This window comes from Spirosoma flavus (assembly GCF_054778555.1).
The window spans coordinates 1,318,448-1,343,384 of the sequence record NZ_BAAGZL010000002.1; the positions used below are offsets into that span (position 1 = coordinate 1,318,448).

At 47.5% G+C, this 24,937-nt stretch carries 21 protein-coding genes; 9 read left to right on the top strand and 12 right to left on the bottom strand.

Translation table 11 applies throughout. The annotated features are described in order from the left end of the window. The 4 genes from ACYVF1_RS14305 to ACYVF1_RS14320 form a co-directional block, all read right to left on the bottom strand. Positions 1–714, bottom strand: coding sequence for a LytR/AlgR family response regulator transcription factor (locus ACYVF1_RS14305; protein WP_461079829.1), 714 nt, complete (start codon positions 712–714; stop codon positions 1–3). A 62-nt stretch (positions 715–776) separates the two neighbouring features. After that, positions 777–2,018: a PQQ-dependent sugar dehydrogenase gene (locus tag ACYVF1_RS14310; protein ID WP_461079831.1), complete on the bottom strand. Its 1,242-nt coding sequence runs from the start codon at positions 2,016–2,018 to the stop codon at positions 777–779. A gap of 159 nt (positions 2,019–2,177) precedes the next feature. Then, the gene (locus tag ACYVF1_RS14315; RefSeq protein ID WP_461079833.1) at positions 2,178–3,221 is read right to left on the bottom strand and encodes a sensor histidine kinase; all 1,044 of its coding nucleotides are present in this window, start codon (positions 3,219–3,221) and stop codon (positions 2,178–2,180) included. 36 nt (positions 3,222–3,257) lie between these two features. Further along, positions 3,258–3,395: a hypothetical protein gene (locus tag ACYVF1_RS14320; protein WP_461079835.1), complete on the bottom strand. Its 138-nt coding sequence runs from the start codon at positions 3,393–3,395 to the stop codon at positions 3,258–3,260. Positions 3,396–3,537: 142 nt separating this feature from the next. On the opposite strand from ACYVF1_RS14320, the gene ACYVF1_RS14325 reads away from it, so the two are divergent. The 3 genes from ACYVF1_RS14325 (at position 3,538) to ACYVF1_RS14335 (ending at position 5,436) form a co-directional block, all read left to right on the top strand. Continuing rightward, positions 3,538–4,029, top strand: coding sequence for a hypothetical protein (locus ACYVF1_RS14325; protein ID WP_461079837.1), 492 nt, complete (start codon positions 3,538–3,540; stop codon positions 4,027–4,029). Positions 4,030–4,053: 24 nt separating this feature from the next. Next, the gene (locus ACYVF1_RS14330; RefSeq protein ID WP_461079839.1) at positions 4,054–4,416 is read left to right on the top strand and encodes a hypothetical protein; all 363 of its coding nucleotides are present in this window, start codon (positions 4,054–4,056) and stop codon (positions 4,414–4,416) included. Between the two features lie 171 nt (positions 4,417–4,587). Further along, a complete protein-coding gene (locus ACYVF1_RS14335) occupies positions 4,588–5,436 on the top strand; it encodes an SMP-30/gluconolactonase/LRE family protein (RefSeq protein WP_461079841.1) in 849 nt (282 codons plus the stop codon). 64 nt (positions 5,437–5,500) lie between these two features. Here the strand turns inward: ACYVF1_RS14335 and ACYVF1_RS14340 are convergent, their stop codons facing one another. The 3 genes from ACYVF1_RS14340 to ACYVF1_RS14350 form a co-directional block, all read right to left on the bottom strand. Continuing rightward, positions 5,501–5,947 (bottom strand): TonB family protein, encoded by a 447-nt coding sequence (locus ACYVF1_RS14340; protein WP_461079843.1) that lies wholly within the window; start codon positions 5,945–5,947, stop codon positions 5,501–5,503. Between the two features lie 783 nt (positions 5,948–6,730). Then, a complete protein-coding gene (locus tag ACYVF1_RS14345) occupies positions 6,731–6,964 on the bottom strand; it encodes a hypothetical protein (RefSeq protein ID WP_461079845.1) in 234 nt (77 codons plus the stop codon). A gap of 189 nt (positions 6,965–7,153) precedes the next feature. Then, complete coding sequence (locus ACYVF1_RS14350; RefSeq protein WP_461079847.1) at positions 7,154–8,251, bottom strand: Gfo/Idh/MocA family protein; 1,098 nt, start codon at positions 8,249–8,251, stop codon at positions 7,154–7,156. A gap of 202 nt (positions 8,252–8,453) precedes the next feature. Here ACYVF1_RS14350 and ACYVF1_RS14355 point away from each other — a divergent pair, with 202 nt between their 5' ends. From ACYVF1_RS14355 to ACYVF1_RS14380, 6 genes are all read left to right on the top strand, one after another. Further along, positions 8,454–10,118, top strand: coding sequence for an SBBP repeat-containing protein (locus ACYVF1_RS14355; RefSeq protein WP_461079849.1), 1,665 nt, complete (start codon positions 8,454–8,456; stop codon positions 10,116–10,118). A gap of 353 nt (positions 10,119–10,471) precedes the next feature. After that, positions 10,472–11,344: a carbon-nitrogen hydrolase gene (locus ACYVF1_RS14360; protein ID WP_461079851.1), complete on the top strand. Its 873-nt coding sequence runs from the start codon at positions 10,472–10,474 to the stop codon at positions 11,342–11,344. A gap of 80 nt (positions 11,345–11,424) precedes the next feature. After that, entirely contained in the window at positions 11,425–13,035 is a 1,611-nt protein-coding gene (locus ACYVF1_RS14365; RefSeq protein ID WP_461079853.1) for a hypothetical protein, read from the top strand. Positions 13,036–13,123: 88 nt separating this feature from the next. Beyond that, a complete protein-coding gene (locus tag ACYVF1_RS14370; RefSeq protein ID WP_461079855.1) occupies positions 13,124–14,056 on the top strand; it encodes an ROK family protein in 933 nt (310 codons plus the stop codon). Positions 14,057–14,123: 67 nt separating this feature from the next. Further along, positions 14,124–14,696 (top strand): D-sedoheptulose-7-phosphate isomerase, encoded by a 573-nt coding sequence (locus tag ACYVF1_RS14375; protein ID WP_461079857.1) that lies wholly within the window; start codon positions 14,124–14,126, stop codon positions 14,694–14,696. 101 nt (positions 14,697–14,797) lie between these two features. Continuing rightward, on the top strand, positions 14,798–15,745 hold the full coding sequence (locus ACYVF1_RS14380) for a glycerophosphodiester phosphodiesterase (RefSeq protein ID WP_461079859.1): 948 nt from the start codon (positions 14,798–14,800) through the stop codon (positions 15,743–15,745). A gap of 112 nt (positions 15,746–15,857) precedes the next feature. Here the strand turns inward: ACYVF1_RS14380 and ACYVF1_RS14385 are convergent, their stop codons facing one another. From ACYVF1_RS14385 to ACYVF1_RS14405, 5 genes are all read right to left on the bottom strand, one after another. Next, positions 15,858–16,550: a sulfite oxidase-like oxidoreductase gene (locus ACYVF1_RS14385; RefSeq protein WP_461079861.1), complete on the bottom strand. Its 693-nt coding sequence runs from the start codon at positions 16,548–16,550 to the stop codon at positions 15,858–15,860. A gap of 95 nt (positions 16,551–16,645) precedes the next feature. After that, entirely contained in the window at positions 16,646–17,719 is a 1,074-nt protein-coding gene (pheA, locus tag ACYVF1_RS14390) for a prephenate dehydratase (protein ID WP_461079863.1), read from the bottom strand. Positions 17,720–17,897: 178 nt separating this feature from the next. Then, positions 17,898–19,376: a RagB/SusD family nutrient uptake outer membrane protein gene (locus ACYVF1_RS14395; protein WP_461079865.1), complete on the bottom strand. Its 1,479-nt coding sequence runs from the start codon at positions 19,374–19,376 to the stop codon at positions 17,898–17,900. A gap of 14 nt (positions 19,377–19,390) precedes the next feature. Beyond that, a complete protein-coding gene (locus ACYVF1_RS14400) occupies positions 19,391–22,576 on the bottom strand; it encodes a SusC/RagA family TonB-linked outer membrane protein (protein WP_461079867.1) in 3,186 nt (1,061 codons plus the stop codon). Between the two features lie 328 nt (positions 22,577–22,904). Continuing rightward, on the bottom strand, positions 22,905–24,800 hold the full coding sequence (locus tag ACYVF1_RS14405) for a DNA topoisomerase IV subunit B (protein ID WP_461079869.1): 1,896 nt from the start codon (positions 24,798–24,800) through the stop codon (positions 22,905–22,907). Positions 24,801–24,937 lie beyond the last annotated feature (137 nt).

Sequence of the window (24,937 nt, forward strand, 5' to 3'; positions counted from 1 at the left end):
TCACCGTCGTTGAAGCACTTCGTCGAGTTTGGCTTTGTAGATACGCCCTACGGGAATTTCTTCATTATTGACCCGAATGTACGTAGCGCTGATGGCCTGAATGTGATCCAGCGCGACAATAAAGGATTTGTGAATTCGGGCAAACCGATTTGGGGGCAGCTTTTCTTCAAGATAGCTGATGCGCAGATACGATACCAACGGTCCCGATAACGTATGAATTCGGACGTAGTCTTTTAGACTCTCAATCCAAAGAATATCGTCCAGATCAAGCTTCACCATTTCCTTATCGACCTTGAAATACTGATAGTCTTTCGCAGAACGTATCGGTTCAGATGGCTCCGGCTGAGCGTATGTTGTTGGTATGAAGCGATAAATTTTACCCACTGATTGCAGGAACCGTTCGAACGAAATGGGCTTTACCAAAAAATCCACTACGTCGAATTCGTAGCTATCCAGCGCGTACTCCCGAAAAGCCGTGGTGAAAATAACTTTGGGTCGGTAGCCCAGCGGACGTAGCAGATCGAAACCCGTGAGCCGGGGCATCTGAATGTCCAGAAACAATACGTCGATTGGGTTTTGCTGGAGAAACAAAAGGGCTTGCGTCGGGCTGTTCGACAAGCCGACCAATTGCAAATCCGGCAACCGACCAATGTAGTCTTTCAACAGGTCAGTTGCCGGTGGTTCATCGTCCAGGACAAAACAACGTATCGCCATTGGATTAATAAGCCAAGCGTCGGTACTATGTTGATCTACAACGTAGTACCGACTAACAAACACTATTTTTTGTCGATGCGATACAGTCTGCCCTGGTCAGTAACTGCGTACAGCGCGCCGTCGTTACCCTGCGTTACGTCCCGGAAACGCTGGTATTGATCCGAAAGAAGTCGCTCTTCGCCCACAACTTTATTGTTTTCAATCACCAGTCGGGCAATGTGCATTCCGCTCAGGGTACCAACAAAAAGGTTGTTTTTCCATTCAGGGATGGCATTACCGCTGTAAAACGTCATACCGCTTGGCGAAACGCTGGGGTCCCAGTAATACACGGGTTGCTCCATACCGTCTTTCTGCTGAATTCCCTCCCCCACTTTCGGACCGGCATATTCGATTCCGTAGGTAATTGTGGGCCAGCCATAATTCTTGCCGGCCTGGATACGGTTGATTTCATCGCCACCGCGCGGACCAAATTCGCCTTCCCATACATCGCCCGTAACCGGATGAAACGCCAGACTCTGTACGTTCCGGTGGCCATAGGAATAGAGCTCAGGACGCGCATCATCTTTACCTGCAAACGGATTTCCTGCGGCCGGTTTGCCTTCTTTGGTGATACGTATCACTTTGCCCAACCCCGAATTCAGCGACTGTGCCTGCGGCCGGGTTACCAGGTCAGAGCGTTCGCCGGTACTGATAATCAGATTACCAGATTTATCGATCAGGATACGACCCCCGTAGTGCAAATTACCTTTATAGGCTGGCGTAGCGCGGTAAATGACTGTTGCGCCCTCAATTTTCTTCTCATCGCTCGCTAATTTTCCTTTGGCAACAGCCGTCAGATTTCCCTCATCACTGGCTTCGGAAAACACCCAGTAGATCATCCGATTAGATGCAAAATCAGGATCGGTACGCAGACCCAATAGTCCGCCCTGGCCGGCTGGATTCACCTTCGGCAGCCCCGTGATAGCTTCACTTACTTTGCCATCTTTCGTAACGATCCGCATGGTACCTGCCTTCTCAGTAACAAGCAGCCGTCCGTCGGGCAGGCTCGTGATACCCCACGGGCTTTTAAGCGATTCGGTCAGGACTTTTGCTTCGTAAGGAGTGGCGGTTTTCACACCAGCAATCCGGGTCTGTCCAGCAAAAGCTGATTTGTAAGCAGAATTAGGATCTTTAGTTTCGACGGGAGTTCCACCGCTGGCTTGACCGGCTCCGGTTCGGTTATCAGCTGTATTCTGACCGCAGGCAGTAAAACCAGCCAGAAGTACACATAGGCCAGTTGTCGTAAGCAGAGTTTTGTTAATCATAATTGTTTGGTTGTAAGATTTTTGTTCACGTTTTATCATTGGTTGAATCTAAAAAAGAGAATTTAAAATAGACTCTACCTTAATAAGCAGTTTAGATTAATGATCCACCACGTAGCAACACCAAAGAGTTTTTCATCCTCAAGAATCATTACGTAGAAATCAGTTCATATTAAATTTCAAAACGGCCAGAAACTGACTGTCTTCAGGCAATGTAACCAGTTCGTGTTGACCAGGAAACAGAATATCCAGTCGTTTTTTTAAGTTCGTCAGCCCCAGCCCCGATGCTTCGGGGTACGTTACGTCATCTGGCACCGAATTCTCCACCGAAAACACCAGTCGGTTGCTATTCTGCGACAAATGTAATTGAATCCAGCAATCGGTTTCGGTTTGAGCAGCTCCGTGTTTAAATGCGTTCTCGACAAAAGGTAACAGAAGCATTGGTGGAATCATTAACTCGTTTAGATTTTTCAATTCGTCGAAGTTGGTTTGCACGTCCAGACGGTCACCGTAACGAATTTTTTCCAGTGCAATGTAATCGTTCAGGTAGCCGATTTCTTTTTTTATGGGCACTTGTGGGCGGTGGCTTTCGTGGAGTTGGTAGCTGAGCAGGCCAGCCAATCGTTGCAAAAGACGTGGCATCTGGGCCGGTTGGTGCAGCGAAACCGACATCAGATTATTTAACGTATTAAATAGAAAATGAGGGTGCACCTGCGATTGCAGCAGACGATACTCGGCCGCCAGTTTTTCCCGTCGATACGTTTCGCTTAATTGCTGCTGACGTAGTGCATGACGCACCAGTTCGACGGCCACAAAGAGCCCAACAACCAGATGCAGCTGCATGGATTCGGCCAGGATTTTAGGCCAGTATAGCAAGGGCTTATGCAGCCCATCCGGATAATAGACTGGATAGAGAAATGAATAATTGATAAACCGGCGGATAATGCCAAAAACGGCAATTCCGCCCATCAGACTTAGCCAGAAACCCGTTAGGCGGTCTTTCAATAAAAAACGGATGGTTATGAGCAGATGCCAATATCCAGCCACAACCAGTAAGGGTAGGTTCAGGGCGATTTGAAACAGGCTTTGCTCAAAATTATCCAGGTAAGCCCCCGTATTGAGCCACTCGAACAAAAAATAACCTACCCAGAAGAGTCCCTGTGCCCAAACTTCCCGCTGAGGCTTGAAATTACCGAAACGAGCCATTTTTACGGTCTTCTATCCATTAAAGACACAAATTTACTACGTCTGCGACTCATTATCCTGGCTATTTTGCCCAACAGCGCCTATACCCTCCTCAATCGACTCTTCTTTCGACAAACGACCGATTTTCTCGTCCAACTGCGCTACGTAGCCAAATCTGGTTATGTGGGCCGGCAAATACGTCGTTAGGCTAAAATAAAATTTCCATATCCGAATAGGCGGTTGCTTTGACACCGGAATACAACCTTGAATTGAAACGCTAAAACAAATTTCAGCCATGTTAACCAATCAACACACTCTCCTACCGTCTGTTAGCCGAATGACATTAGGCTTAGTTGCTACGTTCGTTTTATTAGCCCATGCGGGTCGGGCGCAGGTCAGCAACGTAGCAGCGCAAAACGTAACGCCTGCCAAAGTTCTCGTCCGGTCTGGTAGTGATCCTGATTACGCCCTGGCTCCGGCTTCCTATCAGGTTCATGCGTATGTAAGCCAGACGGGTAAGGTGCATTTGATGATCAATAATCCAGCGCATTTACGCTATAAAATTGAAGTTATTGATCAGCAAAACCGATCTCTTTATGAGGAATTTACCAACCATAATCAATACAACCGCCGACTCGATTTATCCTCTCTGCCCGAAAACTCCTGCCAGGTTATCGTAAAAATTGACAACAAACAGTATCAATACAAGGTCAAACGGCAGCAAACGCAGTTCGCTTTTACGTTGCAACCCAACATCAACCAAACCCCATCCGATGAGCCGCGTCAGGGCGAATCAGAACGTCCATCGGTTCCCGTTACGCTCGACTAATCATAACTTAAACGATTAGCAACTATGTTGAACGATCAGTCAACGGCTACTAAACTAGCCGACATGCTCAAAGCGATGGGGCATCCGTTGCGCATTCAGATTATGGCGGTCATTGTTGCCGAACGATTTGTCAGTATTCCAACTCTTCAGCGGGAATTAGCCGATACCGATCCGTTTTTCCTGTATCGAAATTTACGCTATATGGACAAAAAGATGCTCCTTCGAAAACGTCGGAAAGGCCGGGAAATCTATTACGGCTTATCGGATATGGCGATTGCTGCGGGTTTTGAGTCGTTCTTCCGAAACCGAACCGACGTAATACGTATTGAAGATCAAACGGTACGTTATCGGCAAAGAATTAAAGAAAAAATGCCTGCTTTTTCGTAACCAACAGACGAAAGCTAATGAACACGTCAACTACTGCCAGTACTACGTAGTACTGGCAGTAGTCATTTGTGGGCAACGTAGTAACAACCGCTACGTTGCAGGATTCTTACAGTTGGCGGTTTATTTAATTATTTACGCTATTTTTCGCCCGCACTTAGAAACCTTTACTCAATGAAAACGTATTTCATTCCTGCTTTACTAAGCCTATTAGGGAGCACACTAACTCCAATCTACGCCCAGAACGTTACGTTAAAACCTCTCTGGGAATCTGATACAACGCTACGTACCCCCGAATCGGTTTTATATGATCCCGCCCAAAAAATCCTTTACGTTGCCTGCATTAACGGTAACCCAACGATGGAGAATAAAAACAGCTTCATCGCCAAAGTAAGCCCGGACGGAAAAGTCATTAAGCTCAAGTTTACCGAAGGCCTCAATTCCACAAAAGGGATGGGTACTTTGGGTGATAAGTTATACGTAACGGAAATGACGCAGGTTGCCGAAATCTCGAAAGCGACCGGTCAGATTGTAAACCGTTATCCGATCCCGGAAGCTAAATTTCTCAATGACATTGCCGTTGATACGCAGAAGAAAACGATCTACGTAACGGACATGCGGAGCAATCGAATCTGGGCAATAACGGACGGCAAAGCCAGTATGGTTTCGGAAGGTGGTTCCCTTAATAATCCCAATGGTCTGCTTGTAGATAACGGTATGTTATTGATTGGTAATGGCGACGGTTCGCTGATGGCCATCGACCCAGCCACGAAACAGATGAAAACACTGGCGAAGGTTTCGGGCGGTATTGATGGTATTGCTCCGTTAGGTAAGCAGGCTTATATCGTTACGGAGTGGGGCGGAAAAATCTGGCACGTCGGAGCAGATGGCAAAACCGAGTTAAAACAGGACACTTCTGCCGAAAAAATAAATTCTGCCGATGTCGATTATAATGCCAGCGCCCAAGTGCTGTACGTACCGACTTTTAATCACCACACGGTTAAGGCGTATTCGCTGAAATAGGCGGGAAAGTGTTATTGAATACGGATTTGAGGGGTGAACATAAATAATGTTGACCCCTCAAATTTTATAGAAAAGCGATCACATAAGCATCCTCTAAAAGTCCCATTTTCGGTAATGATTCTAAAAATGAGCGACCTTCTTCACGTGGCTTAACAACCTTTCCACTGCCTTCTAACTGAAATACAATAGGAAGTACGTAGGTCCCCGCGTACGTTTGATTCTGAGCTGGGAGCTGAGCCATCAAGCGATTGACTTCTTCTTTAAAGGTATTGTCCACATTAGCTTGATTCAATACCTGAACATCATTTATCTTACCCTGTCCATCTACTTTAAATTCGACGTACGCTTTGGCTACTTTTTCCGCTTGCCGAGCCGCTGCCGGGTAACGTATCGATTTTCCTACAGCCTGACGAAAAGCCGGATCACTGCCTAATGTCTGTTCAGTGACTTGTGCCTGTGCCAGAAAAGGAATCAGTAAAAGAAGTCCTAAATAAGCGAACAACGTTTTCATAGTGACTAGATTTTTGAAGTTGAAGAAATCTTTCCACTAGAGATGCATACTTCTAACAGAATCCATAATTATTATCTGATTTGCTACCTGAATTTATGCTTGGCTAACTGTATCACTTATTTAGAAGCTGGTAGCCATTCAGGACTTTGTCGAGAAGAATCCCTACTATCCCATGGCTCCGGTTTTAGTTGAATACGTACCCAGCCTTTGGTCGCTTTGTAAGGGTGATAAATGTAGGTTTCAGCACCAGAGTCGTCCCCATACAAATACGTTGAAAACTTGCCTTTGGGTAATCTCAACGTATCAGAGTACGTAATGATAGTATCTCTCTCCCTGGTTGTATGTGAGGTGTATTTTGGATACGGGTACATGGAGTATTGACCTGCGTAGGGACCTGCTGCCGTGAATGTTGTATCTTGGTGTTTAAATCGTATATGATGAATCTGGTATTGCCTCTCAAGTCTCGCTTCCTGATCTAAATCCCCATCGATCAAAACGTGGTACATCCGCTCACCCAATATCGGAGTGAACATGTCATAGGTCCACGTTGCAGGTTGATTAACAGGTTCAATTCGGATATCCCGGTACTCTAGGTAACAACCTCGCAGGAAGTAGGCAATCCACCAATATAGGAAGACTGTAAAAACTGTCGTTATGATACGTCCCCACATTTGTTTCGTGACAGTCAGGAAAAACGTAATAAAAACGATATATCACACTATGCCAGTACAGAGTCTGATTTGCGAACGGGAATAGCCTGAAAATTGAAGACTGACTGGTACGTTAATTAACCAGATAGGGCAGGTAAGGCTCCAACATGTCTGTATCGCGGAAAGCCGTTACCTGATGCAGCTCATTTTTATAGGCATCGTACCGAAGCTCTACGTAGAAATCGCGGAGGTTGTAGAGCAGAAAAATGTTTTCGCCTTCGTACCGATTCGCGAGAATATCGCCGGTGAAGTAAAGGGTATCGAGTTGCTGGTCGGCGGAGAGTCGGGCGAAGTCGGCGGGTTGCATGGGCGGCTGGGGTTGACAGGCGAAATAAGCAAAAGTCGGGCGGCTCACCAAACGAGCCGCCCGACTTTATATAATACAACTAAAACAATGTAGCGTATAGATAAAACAGCACTATATATAAAACTCCAACTCTCAACGTATTAAGTTCAATATCTAAACGATAAATTTTTAGACTTGAAACAGAGTACATCAAACTATTTTTATCTCCTTACCTGATTTGGCGGCTGCATAAATCGCTTCAACTACTTTAATATCGCGTAGCCCTTCTTCGCCCGGAGCAATCAACGGTTTTTTATTCATAATGGCCAGCGCATCGTCGTCCATCTGTTTGGTTTGTTGCCAGGGTACTTCATAGGGGTGCTCAATGGTTCCACCGTTGCCCCAGGTCCCCTTCTGTCCATTATAACCCGAGTAAGGTTCCATCCGCCATGATCCTTTTAAGCCCGTTACGTGCAGATAATTCATATTCATCCCGTAACTAGTCTGCAAGGAAGCTCGGGCACCGCTCGGAAAAACCAGTTGAACCATCGACGTCTCATCAAGGCCATTTTTGTAGACATCAGGTCGGGTCGTATACTGCTGCGCCGTTACCGAAATGGGTTCTTCGCCAGTTGCCAACCGGGCTCCCTGGATGACGTAGACGCCCATATCGTACATGACGCCCCCGCCCATTTCTTTTTTCTGCTTCCAGTGTGTTGTACGATTGTCATAATACGCAGCCGCGCAATCTACCATCTGAATTTTACCAATTTTCCCCTCGCGTAGTCCTTTCATCCACTCCTGCGTATTAGGCTCATGCTGAAGCCGATAGCCTATAGCCAGCGTAACTTTATTCTTGGTGCAGGCATCGATCATATTCTGACATTCTTTTGCCGTTACCGCCATCGGTTTCTCACACCAAACATGCTTGCCCGCTTTGGCGGCCCGCACTACGTATTCTTCGTGCATCGACGGAGGCAGCACTACGTATACTACGTCGATATCAGGGTTATTGGCAATCTGATCGAAGGTTTGGTAGGAGTAAATATTCTTATCGGGAATATTGTACTGTTTCTTCCATTTTTCGGCTTTTTCGGGCGTACCAGTTACAATACCAGCGAGGTAGCAGTGTTTTGTTTTTTGCAAAGCCGGGGCCAGTAAATCGGTACTGTAATAACCCAAGCCGACCAACGCCACACCAAGCCGGTCTTTGGCGGGTTTTGTAGCAGCCCAGAGGGCATTGGGGAGTATCGAAGCGGCAACTCCAGTAAGGGCAGTTGTATGCAGGAATGTTCGTCGCGTTGTCATATCATGCGTTTTGCTGAATACTACGTTGGTTAGACAATTTAAAGTATTCACAGCTGAGGTCCTACTATGTTTCTGACGTAACGCTAAAGCCATTTGTTACGTCAATTCATTTGAAATGAGCCGAATTTGACTTTTGAGTAAGCGGTTTGGCAGGCTGGGAAGGATTCTATAGTATTGTTCTGGTTATGAACAAATTACCCTTATGTCTATCAAACTCAACGGCTTCTATAAACTACGCCACCCCAAGTATCTGCTGTATCTCCTTGTGGCCTATTTAAACGTAGTTGTTTCTGCTCAGGCTCAGAACCTTATCTGGGCGAAGCAGATGGGGGGCGTAGAGCGTGATTATAGTAACGCCGTAACTGTCGACGGTTCAGGAAATGTATACACGACCGGTTATTTTGGGGGAACAGCCGACTTCGATCCGGGTCCTGGTGTAGCGAATCTCACCTCGGCAGGCATGGAAGATATTTTCGTCAGCAAGTTAGATGCATCCGGTAACTTTCTATGGGCTAAACGAATGGGTGGAACAGGGTACGATCAAGGAACTGCGATAGCCGTTGATCGCTCTGGAAATGTCTACACAACCGGTCAGTTCGTAGGAACAGTAGATTTTGATCCGGGGGCAGGCACGGCCAATCTCACTTCGGCAGGCTCGGAAGATGTATTTATCAGCAAGTTAGATGGGTCGGGAAATCTGGTCTGGGCCAGGCAAATCGGCGGAGCAATGGACGATAATGGTTTGTCCATTGACGTAGACCTGACAGGCAACGTTTACACAACTGGCCGTTTTGCTGCCACTGCCGATTTCGCACCGGGGCCATCTACTGCTACTTTGACATCGGCGGGCGCCAGCGACGTTTTTGTTAGCAAATTGAATACATCGGGGATGTACGTTTGGGCCAAGCGAATGGGTGGCCTATCAGGCGATGTTGGGAAATCAATAGCGCTTGGCAGCTTTGGTGAAATTTTAATCACCGGCCATTTCTACGAAACGGCCGATTTCGACCCTGGTCCTAATACATTTAACCTGAATTCGACTGGCAACAGCGACATATTCATTACCAAACTTGACGCGTCAGGGAATCTCATCTGGGCCAGACGCACCGGAGGGTCAAATTTTGATTTTGGTATCTCCTTGGTTTACCGAAGCGGCTATATCTATACCGTTGGCCAGTTCGAAGGAACGATAGATGCCGATCCCTACATTTTAGGATTATATAATCTCACTTCAGCGGGTGACGACGATGCTGTCCTTAGTAAACTTGACGAGTCGGGAAATCTGGTCTGGGCAAAACAGTTTGGCGGAACAGGGTCTGATTATGGCAGTTCAGTCGCCGTAGATGGACTTGGAGACGTTTATCTGGCAGGATACTTTGAGAACACCGCTGATTTTAACCCTGGTACCGGTTTAGCCAATCTTACATCGGCAGGGCTTCGAGATATTTTTGTGGTAAAACTCAATGCATCAGGAAATTACATTTGGGCTCGACGGATGGGCGGCAGCAGTCATGACGAGTGTTTTGGCATGTTTATCGATGAACTGGGAAATGCGGCTCTGACTGGCCAATTTGGCGGTACATCCGATTTTGACCCCGGTCCCAACGTAGCTAATCTAACATCTGCCGGGATATACGACGTTTTCGTGCTTAAGTTCAGCGGAAACCCCGTTTCGATAAGGGACGGTGCCTGGACTAACCCCACTACGTGGTCTTGTACCTGCATTCCTACAGCTACTGATGTTGTATTTCTCAGGCATTTAGTCAACATACCTAGTGCCAGTACGCAACCAGTCCGTCGAATTATTTACACCAATACAGGTCGGCTTGCTTTCGGAAACGGAGCTACTATTGAGGTATCATATTAAACTCAACGTATTTCAGAAACGACAATGAATACCTTCACAGTTACCATTTTTAGCTTACTCGTTGCTTCGTGTGTCTTTTACGCGCTCAGATCACGTTCTAATTGGTGGGAGCTGGCAGCGGCCTTGTCGTGTCTGTTAGCATCAATTCTCTGCTTGTGGAATAGTAAATGGTTTGTGTTTAATAGCTCGCTGGCAACCGGAATTTTTACGGAAATTTTATCAATTAGAGGTTTATATAATTGGTGGCTCAGGAGCAAGTTAAGTTGAGCTACTCCCGAATTTTTCGAACCCAGCCAGCACGCTTTTTTGTTATAGATAGGGTCTGATCATGCAGAAGGTCCTATTTTTGCTCCATGTCTAAAAACGTCAATATCGGTTTAGTACAAATGAGTTGCTCGGCAGATGTCGAGGCCAACATTCAGAAAGCCATCGATGGCATCCGCGAAGCAGCCCAGAAAGGCGCTCAAATTGTTTGTTTGCAAGAATTATTCCCCTCGCTCTACTTTTGCGACGTAGAGGATCATCATAATTTTAGTCTGGCCGAAGCCATTCCCGGCCCCACCACCGACCGGCTAAGTAAACTCGCGGGTGAACTGAACGTAGTGATTGTGGCCTCACTTTTCGAGAAACGGGCGCAGGGGCTGTATCATAACACAACTGCCGTACTCGATGCCGACGGTACGTATCTGGGTAAATACCGCAAAATGCACATTCCCGACGACCCCGGCTATTACGAGAAATTCTACTTCACGCCCGGCGACCTTGGCTACAAGGTGTTCGATACGAAGTTTGCCCGTATTGGTGTGCTCATTTGTTGGGATCAGTGGTATCCGGAAGCGGCACGTATTACGTCGTTGATGGGTGCCGAAATTCTGTTCTACCCGACGGCCATTGGTTGGGATACCAACGAACCCGACCCGAAGCAGAACGAGGAGCAATACAATGCCTGGCAAACCATTCAGCGGAGTCATGCCATCGCCAACGGTGTACACGTAGTGGCCGTGAACCGCGTCGGTCGCGAAGCCGATCAGCAATTTTGGGGCGGTTCATTCGTGGCAAATCCGTTTGGTTCATTGCTGTATCTGGCCCCGCACGATCAGGAACTGGTCCACGTACAAACCGTCGATCTGGCGCTGTCTGAGAAATACCGTACTACGTGGCCCTACTTCCGCGACCGACGTATCGATTCCTACCAACCCATCACCCGGCGGTACATCGACGAATAGAATACGGTTCTGAGTAACCGCTACGTTAGTTATGGTACGTTCAGGTGAACGTCGTAATCTCTATTTCTTTGCGAGCAGTAATGAAACTTCCCATCATTTTAGCCATGACGGTGGCAGGCAGTCTAGGTTTCTGGTACCTACGTCCTCACGGCCTTCCCGATCCAGATCCGGTGTATTTGACCGGTTCGTTGCCCCCGCAAACTGCCCTGACCCCAACACCTCGTTCGCGTTTTACGCCTACCACACGTAAAGGTTATTACAACATCGACGTAGTAGACGACTTTACGTTACCCGCCACTAAAACCATTACGTTCTGCGGAGCCGGTAGAAACTTACACGTATCAAAAGACCGAAATAAGCTGTTCCGACGCGGTTTTTCGGCGGTGGATCAGAGTCGGATGGTACCCAACGTAGAGATCTGGAAAGATGGGTTTCCAGCCAAAGGTTGGAAAAGTGCGCTGGATATTCGGCAACGGGCATGGATTGTGTATCGGAATTATTTTACGGATTCGTTTGGGTTAAACTGGGCGATCAATAGCGATATGGGCAACGAGACGATGTACAAAGCGCCTGCGCCCAAGCCCGGAGCACGTATCAACCGTAATACGTTGTATCAGGCTACGTCTGAATTAAGCGGTGGGTGCGTTGGGTTTGGCGATTGCCCGCCGGGTGGAATGAAAAGTACGTATGGTTTCATTTTTCTGGATATTGAAAACGAAACGTATACGGTAAAAGATCGTCAGGAACAGGCGAATCTGTACATATTCATGGTGAAAACCATTAAGGATAATTCCAGTCCGCAAACCCATGTTGGCTCCATTGATCCAGTTGCGCACAACAGTTTCGGATACTCGCGCGCTGAAGATTATACAGACACCATACGTTGGTTGTATGACATGCCCGCCAAACACACGGCCACCAGCCGCCAGCGGGGCATGACCGACGATATTCTGGGAAAATCCTTTGCCGATTTGGCTGATTTTCAGATGCCTGGTACGTATTTTCTCTATCCAGAATTTGATTATTCGTTTCCGCACACCGGCAATGGCGACCGTCACTGGCTGGCTGCCGTATTGGGTGAGCAGGAAGTAAACCGGAAATTATCGCCCAAAAAAAGGATTGCCTGGCAGTGGGTTTTCAACACACAGGGCGACTTTCCAAAGAGCGCCAAAGCCGAACACCCGGCCCCACCTGCTGTAGCTGAAGGAACCGCTATTTTCTATTGGTTTACAGGTGCTTACGGGGCATTATTCTGGGATGACCACAACGAATTAACGCCCGACCAGCCCTCTCCTACCGACCCAGCTTTGCAAGGCCTTGGCAACGACCGCAACTATGCCTGCTACGAACATTACATCCACGGGTTGTGGCGTTTATTTAAGCATCACGGCGATCTGTTCAACGGCAAAGAAACTTACCTCAACGAAGCCACCGAATGTTCGTATGATGGGGGCAAAACCTGGTACAAATACAATGCGAATCAAATCAAAACGCACGACGTACCGTTTGTGCGAGCTATTGTAAATGGCAATCAGGTTCTGATAGCAGCCACAAAAGCCTACGCACAGCCTCAGCAAAATAGCCAGGTTATGTTCCGCTATATTCAGGGTGGTTATTCGTTTTATACGACAATCAGCCTGAAAGGCGACGAAATTTATTTGGGTCGGGCCACGATGAACCGCGCGAAATAAAGCAACTAGTCCGGTTTCCTATTTTGCCAGTATATTAACTTTCGGCTCTCCTCTTTTTTCTGGCAACGTTCTATAGTTATTTTACCCCATGAAGCTTGGTATTGAAATCGGTGGCACAAAATTACAACTCATAACCGGCGACATGACGGGCCAGATTACCCAGCGATTTCGCTACGCTGTTGATCCGAAAAAAGGGGCAAACGGCATTTTAGCGCAAATCGCGGCTACCATCCAGCAATTACCCGAGCCGCCACAGGCCATCGGCGTCGGCTTTGGCGGACCGGTTGATTGGCAAACCGGACGTATCGCTACGTCGCACCAGATTGGTGGCTGGTCGGGATTTGAGATGGTAAACTGGCTTCAGCAACAGGCTCCAGGTGCTCATGTGCGTGTGGAAAACGACGCGAACGTAGCAGCGCTCGGCGAAGCTCGTCGGGGAGTAGCGGTTGGATTTAAGCACGTCTTTTATGTTACGCTGGGTAGCGGTGTAGGCGGAGGGATGGTCGTTGACCGTCACCTTTACCACGGCGCATTGCCAGGAGAATCTGAAATTGGCCATTTGTGGCTGGTTCCTCCCAGCGCCAATTCAGACGGGCAAACAATAGAACAAACCATTTCCGGCTGGGCTATTGATAAGCAAATTCGTGATTTGTTGCCTCAACTGCCAGAAGATTCAGCATTGAAAATAGCCGTTCAGCAGAGCCATGAAGCCGGGTCAGTTGGCAAAGAAGCCCGGTTTCTTCACCCAGCCTATGAAGCCAGCGACCCAGCCGCCCGAATGCTGATCGAACAGATTGGCTCAGTGTTGGCTCTTGGCCTGTCGCACGTAGTACACCTGTTTCACCCGGATGCGATTGTGCTCGGTGGTGGCTTGTCGATGATCGAAGAACCGTTACGTGCCGCCGTTCGACAGGCACTTCCCAAATTTGTTATGAAAGCGTTTCACCCTCCGCTGGTTCTATTAGCGAAACTGGGCGAAGATGCCGTACCAGTCGGCGCTCTTGAACTGGTCTACGATTGATACGTATCGAATCGAAAATTTAACGTAACAATTACTGCTACGTCCTTATAAACTAAGTTTTTGCAGAATGAATCAGGCCTATTTTCAGACGTACCTTTCCAGCCAGAAAGCTACTTACGATGCCATTCCAGTAGATCGGGTGGAACGGATTATTCAACTCATGAAACAGTGCTGGGAAGACGACCGGCAACTGTTCACTTTTGGCAATGGAGGGAGTGCGGCCAACGCTTCTCATTTCATCACCGATCTAGGTAAAGGCGCTTCTGACGTATTGGGCAAGCGTTTTCGCTGCATGTCGCTCAATGATAACGTAGCCTGGATAACGGCCCTCGGTAACGACTATGCCTACGAAGACATATTTGTTCGTCAGCTCGAAAATTACGCTCGTCCGGGTGATTTAGTCCTGATGATGAGTGTTAGTGGAAACTCGCCGAATTTGGTGAAAGCGGCAAAATGGGCTAATGATAATGGTTTATTAACCATCGCTTTGGTGGGTGCCAAACGAGGTCAGTTAGCAGATTTGGCGAAAGAAGTTATTGTTATTGAAGACACGCACTACGGCCGGGTCGAGGATGCGCAAATGACGATTTGCCACATGCTTTGCTATGGTTTTATGGAAGAAGAGATATCAGGTCAATAAGCTTATTCTCGTAAAAACTCATTTCGATTATGAAAAAAACAGGTATTTACTTTATATGGCTCTTTTGTATTACCCTCTCGGGGGTTTCACTTGCTCAGCCTATGCTTTATCTCACCAATTACACCTATTCGCCGACGCAACTTATTGTGGGTACGCTTCAAGCAAAGCAAACCGATGCACGCTATGTTGTGAGTGGCCCAAACGCCAATTTGTTCAGTATCGACAAAGCGAATCAGCTGTCAATCAAGCCTGAAGCGGCTAAATCTTCAGAACCTTTTTATGATGTTACCATAGAAGTCAAAAACAAGTCGGGTGCGCAAAAGGCTGAATTTCGACTAGTTAAAGACCAGTTTATCCGTAACCAGGTTATTGCCCACCGGGGGGCCTGGAAGCAAAGCAATACAACCGAAAATTCGCTGACGTCGCTGAATAATGCCGTTAAGCTAGGTTGTATGGGAAGTGAATTTGATGTACACATGTCGTCCGACTCGGTCATGTTTGTACATCACGACCCCACCATCGACGGTATCAACATCGAAAAAACATCGGCTCAGGAGTTAGCGAAACTCAAACTGAGCAACGGCGAAAGTTTACCCACGCTCGAAGCCTATTTGAAAGAAGGCATGAAGCAGTACAAAACCAAGTTGATCCTGGAAATAAAAACCTCGAAGCTGGGCCGATCAATTGAACTGACCGACCGTGTAGTAGCGATGGTTCACCAGTTGAAGGCGCAAGCCTGGGTAGAGTACATTGCGTTCAGCTACGATGTGTGTAAACGAGTGAGAGAACTGGACCCGGTTGCTAAAATATCTTACCTGAACGGCGACAAAACCCCAGCCGAACTAGCCGCCGACAAGCTGAATGGATTCGACTACTACCTCAGCGTGCTAAAGAAAAACGAAAACTGGATTCAGGAAGCCAAACAGCGTAACCTGACTACAAACGCCTGGACAGTAAACTCCCGTTCCGACCTTCAATGGTTTCTGGACCAAAAGGTTGACTACATAACAACTAACGAACCCGAATTACTGCTGGATTTAGTAAAGTAATCTGAACCGGGATTAAACAGATTTAGGGATTTACACGATTTTGTTTTTCGCTTCATTGAAGCGAAAAACAAAATCGTGTAAATCCCTAAATCTGTTTAATCCCGGTTCAGAATTACGAATACCGATCATTTCGCCAGGGGTAGGCGGTGTTGGAATACCCGCGCTCTTCCCAGAAACCAAGCTGGTTTCGTGTTAGAAATTCGATACGTTTTATCCATTTGGATCCTTTCCAAGCGTAAAGTTGCGGGGTTATCATACGTAGCGGTCCGCCATGTTCCCGAGTAAGCGGTTGTCCATCGGCCGTATGTACCAGCAATACGTCTGGTTTGAGTGCCTCCTCGAGTGCTACGTTGGTGGAGTAACCGTCATAGCCGTAACACATGATGTGCGTAGCCGTACCTTTCGGATCGGCCAGGGCCGCTACGTCCATAAACCGAACGCCCACCCACGGTACGTTCAGCCGCGACCAGGTCGTTACACAGTGAAAATCGCTGGTATCTTCAACTTGTGGTAAGGCCATCAAATCGTCCCATTTTAAACGAATTGGATTATTGACTTCCCCGTCAATGTTAAGCTGCCATTTATCGAGTGGAATACTCGGTTGATAGCCTAAATCCAGAACTGGCCATTTGGCTGTTACGGTCTGACCTACTGGCACTTCGGGCATCCCATGTCGATTAATCGGCCCCGAACCGCGCGGTTGTTCATCCTTAACGGATGGCGTTTGCGCCATTTTCTCCTCAAACCGACGCTTGAGTTTCATTCTGGCCTCTACAATTTTATCAGTCTTTTCGTTGGCTTCCATATCTGTCTTAAACAGGTGCTTACTACATAAACCCCGATTTTGATTTTGTAGTTTTACACCAACGAAAAACGCATGCTTCGGCCGTTCGTTATTTTCTACGCTACCCGAACGTAGCTACCCAACAGTTTCACTTCGGCAGCATGGTGATTTAGAATATCCTGTAAATCTGGGTCAGTAGCGTGGCCTTCGCACTCCAGCAAAAACCAGTACCGGAACGTAGCACCTTCACGTAGTGGGCGACTTTCAATTTTGGTGATATTGATACGTCGTAAGTTGAATTCCTGTAAAAATTCCGCCAGCACACCCGGCCTGTCTGTATTGGGCAGACGAGCAATCATGGTCGTTTTATCGTGCCCACTTGGTTGGTTCACAAAGTCTTTTGCCAGAATCAGAAATCGGGTACGGTTCAAATTGCTGTCCTCGATGTTGTCGAAAAGGATGGGTACGCCGAAAAGTTTAGCGGCAATGGTTGAGCACAGGGCAGCGGAATTAGGATTCTGAGCCGCCATTTTTGCCGCTTTTGACGTCGACTCCACAGGAACCATTTCGACCTGTAGCCCATCAAATGAATCGTTCAGGAATTTGCTGCACTGTCGGAAAGCAATATCCTTCGAATAGATGTGCGTAATGTCAGCGAGGTTTTCAGCTTTGGTAGCGAACGTAAAATGAACCGGAATCTGTGCTTCGGCGGCTATAGCCAGATCTTTTTCGAGCAATAAGTCAATGGCCTCACTCACTACCCCTTCCTGATTATTCTCGATGGGAACCACGCCAAACCGAACCCGCCCTGTTTCGACACTTTCGAATACCGAACGTATCGTAGGGAGCGCCACATACGTACTCATCGCTCCGAAACGGCTCTCGGCGGCCTGATGCGTAAAACTTCCTTCAGGACCAAGGTAAGCCACCCGTTCTGGTAATTCAAGGTTACGCGAAACGGCGAAGATTTCCAGAAAAATAGCTTCAATAGCTTCTCGATTCAGCAAGCCGCTATTTTGTTCGTGAAGCCGATCCAGAATCTGCTTTTCGCGTTCGGGGCGGTAAATAACGGCGTTCGTTGAGCGTTTGAGTTCGCCAACCCGACGTACCAGTTCCATGCGCTGATTCAGCAGATTTAACAATTGGTCGTCGAGGGCGTCGATTTCGTTACGAAGGGATTCAAGACTCATTCTAGAAAGTAGTGCGCTACGTAGTCTGCAAAAGTACGTTACTGACCGCCTACTGCAAACTATAATCCATGAAAAGCATAAATCTTCTCTACTACATACCTTGCATTTTTTCAGAAATGACAACGGGCCAGACTGGATTATCAGTCTGGCCCGTTACGTTGTTTGCCTCTTTATTCAACTAAAGCGGATTCTGCACAATTTTCGCGTTGGCGTTAATCTCGCGTCGTGGAATCAGAAATTCCCACTGGTTATCACCGGCTTTTACGTCGAAGAGAACCACAACCGCACTGCTGAGGTTGGCCCCATTGCGGTTTAGTGGCTGGTTCATCCGTTTCAGGTCAAGGAACCGGAATCCTTCGCCCCACAGTTCGATACGTCGGTTGAAGATAATTTCATCGATTAACGCAGTGCCCGTTTTGGTCGACAGTTTGTAAGACGGATCGCGTTTACTCACCAGATCAAACAGTACGCTGGCTGCGGCCGTAGCATTACCCAAACGAGCTTGTGCTTCAGCTTCAATCAGGTACATTTCAGCGGCCCGCATGTACGGAATGTCACCCATCGTGCTCGTTGACGGCGTACCGGGCAGACGAAACTTCTGGTTCAGGTAAGGAGCCCGCACACCACCCGTTGGCACAATCGAGTTAGCGGCCGTTGCATTTTTCACCCACATTTTCGAACGCACATCTGTGGTAGGTATCTGATCGTAAAGTGTGCTGTTGATGACTTTTGGCGTTACGCGAATGTTGGTCGAGTTAAAATTGCAGGAGATATACGAGTGATACGCTCCAAAAAACTCCGATTGATCTTCGAGGTGATCGAAGCCCCACATCCATTCCGGATTGCTGATGTCGGCAAAACCATCCTGATACTGCGTCACCGTCATGGGTGTATATCCTTTACGCGCTTCAGCCGCAAATTTGGCAGCATCGGCCCAGTTTTGCTGCGTCAGGGCAACCCGGGCCTGAAGGCCTTTTACGACCTCAAGATTAATATGCGACTTATAGGCACGTGTCGACGTAAGTAGTGCGGCAGCATCGGCTAAGTCCTTGTTTATCTGCGTATAAACTTCTTCAACAGTTGCTCTGGGCAGACCTTCGGTTGTTGGCGTTAACACTAAAGGAACACCAAGTTGGCTGTTAGGCTTGTTCGCAGAATCGTACCGTTTGCCATAGAGTTGAACCAGGTTGAAATACGAAAAGGCACGTAGCGCTAAAGCCTCGCCCTTAATCTGGTTTTTCTCCGTTTGCGCACCCGCTGCATTGTCGATATTAGCAACGGCGATGTTGGCATTACCAATCAATCGGTAATACATCTGATACCCTAACTGATCGCCTACCGCCGTTTCGGAGCGGTGCGCCTGCCAGCGCGTTTCGGTCAGGTGCCACGTATTCGACGTATTACTGATCACTACGTCTTCGCCCAGTACGTCCAGAATAATCATCATGGCCGGGTGCCCAAAGTGTCCCTGCGAATCCAGGTAACGTACTACCATGGCGCGGTAAATTCCGTTGATGGCTGCGGCCGCATTTTTTGTGGTCGCATAAGCGGCACCGGCATCGATACTGCCCGTTGGCGATGTTTCTAAATATTCCTGCTCACAAGCCGTTGTCATCAGGCCCAGAGCAACTAGTATGGTCAGAAATTGCTTTTTCATGAGTTTGTTGCTACTTAAAGTGTGAATGAAATACCTAATACGACGCTCTTAGCCGGGCTGAATACGTTGCTGGTAACACCCGTGAAAGTCTGCTGAACGTTCATCCCTTTCCGTTTGGAAAGGATGAGGAAATTTTCAGCACTGACGTAAACCTGTGCATTTTCCAGGAAAACCTTCTTCGCCAACGTAGTAGGAATGGCATACGAAAGTGTTACCGCACGAAGGTTGAGGTAACTGGCATCGATGAGCCAACGATCCGACTGAGCATCGAAATCTGAAGTCCGGGCTGCGTCCATACGGGGCACGTCTGTTACGTCGCCCGGATTCCGCCAGCGTCTCAGGATATCCACCGATTTGGCACTGCCATAACCACCTGAACTCATCAATGAAGCGTAGGCCGCATCGTAGGTTTTTCCGCCTAGCTGATAAACAAATAAGGCCGAAAGCGATAATCCTTTGTATTTGAACGTATTGGTGAAGCCCCCCGACAGCGCCGGAATCGACGAGCCGTTGTAATGATACCGAGCATTGTTGAAGTTAGTCGTCAACGTATCACCGCCCTCAGTAACACGTGTGCTACTGGCTACAAAACTTGCAGCCTGATACTGAGCTTCTCCAGTAGCTGGGTTCACACCCCGGTATTCACGAAGCCAGTAGTCGTAAATTGACCGCCCCACGGCCAGCTTTTTGGTACCGTCGATAATTTCAGGGTTTTCGGCAGGCATCTTCGTGATTTTGTTCTTTAAACTCGTCGCGTTCAAATCAAGGCGCCATACAAAATCTTTATAGCGAACAGGTTCAAGACCAAGTTCGATTTCAATACCCCGGTTATACATGGTTCCAATGTTCCGGGTAACGGTCGAAATACCAGCCGATAAGGGAAGTGGTACGGCAAAAATCAGGTTCGACGACTGGCGATCAAAGTACTCAACCGTACCCGATACGCGGCCTTTAAACAGGCTGAACTCCAGGGCTACGTCGAATGCGTTGCTCGATTCCCAGGCCAGGTTGGTGTTACCCAGACTCGATTGTAGAATACCCGCTTCCGAAGCGTTGTTCCAACCCAGGTTGTACAGCGGCTGCCAGGCGTAATAGCTAATCGTGTTATCCTGCGCAAATTGAGCCGTATTACCACCACCATCATTACCCGTTTGTCCGTATGAACCTCTCAGTTTCAGTAAACTAATCGAAGGAATTGACCGAACAAATTCCTCCTGGTCTAAACGCCATGCGCCACTGACTGAATAGAAGTTACCCCAGCGCACATCTTTGTAAAACTTACTCGAACCATCGCGCCGAATCGAAGCGGAGAAGAAATATTTCTGATCGTAATCATAATTGATACGCGAAAAATACCCCTCCACCCGGCGGGTGTTGTACACCGAAGCCAGGTTGGTGGTTGTCGTAAAGTTAACCAACTCATAATTTCCTTCCAGAATCAACTGCGACCGCGAGCCTTCCAGGTTATTATCGTTAATCTGGAAGTTTTCATGCCCAAACAAGGCTTCTACATTATGTTTCCCGAACGACTTATTGTAGTTCAGCAACTGGTTGAAGTTGTAGCTGGAAATATTCTGAAACTCATGCGTGGCCCGTCCAGCCGGAGCACCATCACCAACTTCAGGGTTACCGAACGTGTAGCCGTTGTAATTCGTAATATCGGTACCGATGTTGGTCGTGAATTTGAAATCTTTTAGAAACGTAATCTCAGCATATCCACGGGCACCCAGTACGTTCCGACGGAAATAGTTTTGGTTCAACGTCGTTTCAGCCACCGAGTGTCGTCCACCAAATTGAGGGCGGGCGGGCAATCCCAGCGCAGTCAGGTTACCATAATCCCAGCGACGATTACCGTTGGGCAGCGTCAGGAACTGGCCTGGATTGTTGGGATCGTAGGCATAAACCGGATAAATCGGTCCAATATTTCGCGAGAAGTAGAACGGATTCACGAACGTAGTACTGCTGGCTACGTCAGCCTGATTCGATTTTGTAATGGTTGTTGAAATGTTCGCTCCCGCCCGTATCCAGGGTTTCAATTGTGAATTGATATTGAGTCGACCCGTAAACCGGTCATAATCGGAACGTATCAGGTAGCCTTTATCATTCAGGTACGTCATCGACAGGAAGTAGTCGGTTTTATTCTGCCCTCCCGCAAAACTCAGGCTTACTTCATCGCGATTGCCCTGCCGCATGATAGGCTTCTCCCAGTTCAGATCATCCTGCGAAAACTTAAGTTGCGCATTCGGGTTCATCTGCCCGTTTACGTCGACTACCTGATTGTCCGGTACATTATATACGTTGTATCCAACCAGGCTAATCAGTCGAGACGTAGCATCGGCGTTGGCGGCTGATAAAGACAAAGGATTTGTAGCACGGTAAGCTACACTGTTCCGGTACGTTTCCCACATCAGCGGGTAATATTCCGATACGCCCACCCGGTCATATTCGGGCAAACCGCGGGTGCTGAACCCTTTCGTGTAGCGTACATTGATCGTATTACGATCTTTCTGGCCTTTTTTCGTCGTCACAACTACCACGCCGTTGGCCGCCCGTGCGCCGTACAGCGCCGTTGACGCTGCATCTTTCAGTACCGAAATGCTCTCGATATCGTTCGGGCTCAGGTTAGCAATCGAACCTGAATAGGGTATCCCATCCACAACGTAGAGCGGATCGTTACCCGATGAAATAGAGCCGAAACCACGAATCCGGATATCCGGCGCCGAACCTGGCTGGCCGCTACCGGCGGTTGTCTGAACACCGGCGATAGCGCCCGAAAGCGCCTGCGCAATATTCGTCGTTACGCGATTTTTCAGTTGCTCTGTATTAATCGTACCTGCTGAGCCTGTGAATGAAGCTTTCTTGGCCGTACCAAACGTAGTAACGATAACCTCGTCCAGATTGGCGGCATCCGGTGATAACGTAACATTAATGGCAGACTGATTTCCGATAGCAACCTCCTGTAACGCAAATCCGATGTAGCTAAAAATCAGTCGACCGTTGGTTGGAACGTTAATTCGGTAGTTTCCTTCGGCATCGGTCGTAGTACCACGTGTTGTTCCTTTGAGCTGTACACTTACTCCAGGTAGTGGAGTGCCATCCTCAATAGACGTGACACGTCCACTTATGGCAACGTCCTGCGCTAGTACAGGCAGGCAAAAAAACAAAGTCAAGAGCCAAGTGCTCAATAGAAGTTTTCTCATGAAGTGTTAAGAAAGAGTTTATTTAATTTATTTTTAATTCAACAAAAGTAAGGCAAGAATTAGTATTCAACAATACATTATTTCGAAATAACTCATTTCGATCTATATAAAATATCGAATAAATATCAATTTGTATAATTTTACGAAAATCTATAATTTTCTGTTTTTACGTTATCCGTTACGTATTTTTACTCATAGTCTAAATGAACTCAAAAATTACATTTCTAGAACTCCTACCTTTTATACGTAGTGAATTGTTACCCATAAAAAAGCGTCTACTGAATAATCAGTAGACGCTTTTTGTGTCATCCAGAAATGTTCTCTGTCCTTAAGCTACTAACGCGGCTTCATCTATGTCTTTTTCGATACGTAGATTATCGATTATAAAACGCTGCCGATCGGGTGTGTTTTTGCCCATGTAATAGCTGAGCAATTTCGGCACCGACGTTTCTTTTTCCATAATTACAGGTTCCAGTCGCATATTTTCGCCGATAAATAAGCCAAATTCTTCGGGTGAAATCTCGCCCAATCCTTTAAATCGAGTGATTTCCACCTTCTTACCGCCCTTGGTCAGCTTATCAATGGCTTTCTGTTTCTCTTCGTCCGAGTAGCAGTAGCTGGTTTCTTTGTGATTTTTCGGATTGCGAACCCGGAAAAGTGGCGTTTCCAGAATATACAGGTGGCCGTTACGTACCAAATCAGGGAAAAATTGAAGAAAGAACGTGAGCATTAACAAGCGGATGTGCATACCATCGACGTCGGCGTCGGTCGCAATCACAATTCGATTATAACGCAACCCTTCAAGGCCATCTTCAATATCGAGCGCGTGTTGAAGCAAGTTAAATTCTTCGTTTTCGTAAACCACTTTTTTTGTCAGTCCGAAGCAGTTAAGTGGTTTTCCGCGCAGACTGAATACGGCCTGATGCTGCACGTTACGCGACTTGGTAATGGAACCACTAGCCGAATCGCCCTCGGTAATAAATAACGTAGACAGGTAGCGATCATCAGCTTTCGGATCGGGCAGGTGATTGCGGCAGTCACGTAATTTTTTGTTGTGTAAGCTCGCTTTTTTGGCACGATCATTGGCCAATTTCTTGATACCGGCGAGTTCTTTACGTTCCCGTTCCGACTGCTCGATACGCTTTTTAAGGGCATCCCGAACGGATGGATTGATATGCAGGAAATCGTCCAGGCGTTCTTTCACAAAATCGAGCACAAAGGAACGTACCGACTGACTATCGGAATTCGGCGCCATGTTGATCGAGCCCAGTTTTGTTTTCGTTTGCGACTCAAAAACCGGCTCCTGAACGCGGATGCTGATGGCCGCAATAATCGATCCGCGAATATCATTGGCGTCGTAATCCTTGCCAAAATGTTCACGTACCGTTTTTACGAAAGCTTCACGTAGCGCGGCCAGGTGTGTGCCGCCCTGAGTGGTATATTGGCCGTTGACGAACGAGTAATATTCTTCGCCATACTGATTTCCGTGCGTTAGGGCAATTTCAAGATCCTGCCCTTTCAGATGGATAATCGGGTAACGTAGCGAATCTTCGTCGGTTTTGTTACGTAGCAGATCGAGCAGACCGTTCTGCGAAAGATATTTCTGCTTATTGAACGAAATAGTAAGGCCGGCATTCAGATAGCAGTAGTTCCAGATCATGTTTTCCAGATACTGCGGAATGAAATGGAAATTCTTAAACACCGAATCATCCGGTTCGAAGCAAATCAACGTACCGTTACGTTCGTTGGTAACGTCTTCGCCCTGATACTTGAGTTCGCCCCGCTCAAATTCAGCCCAGACAGTACGTCCTTCCCGGAACGACTGTACCCGAAAATAACTGGATAGTGCATTGACGGCTTTGGTACCTACGCCATTCAGACCAACCGATTTCTGGAACGCGCCCGAATCGTATTTACCGCCCGTATTTATTTTAGAAACAACCTCAACTACTTTACCTAGCGGAATACCACGACCAAAGTCGCGAACTTCGACCCGGTGATCAGTTACACGAACATCAATGACTTTACCGTGGCCCATTACGTGCTCATCGATACAGTTGTCGATGGTTTCTTTGAGCAACACATAAATACCGTCGTCGGCGGCCGATCCATCGCCGAGTTTACCAATATACATGCCCGGACGCAGGCGAATATGCTCGCGCCAGTCGAGCGAGCGGATACTATCTTCGTTGTACTGAACGGGTTGATTTAGCAAATCTGCCATACAAAATGGATAACAAATAAAAAGGGATAAGCCGTTAACGAGCTTAATTAGTTTTCACAAACATCGGAATAGTTATACCAAGCTACCAGTATGTCCGAAAACTCTCCGGACAATAGAAAAGTATTCATAATCCAACA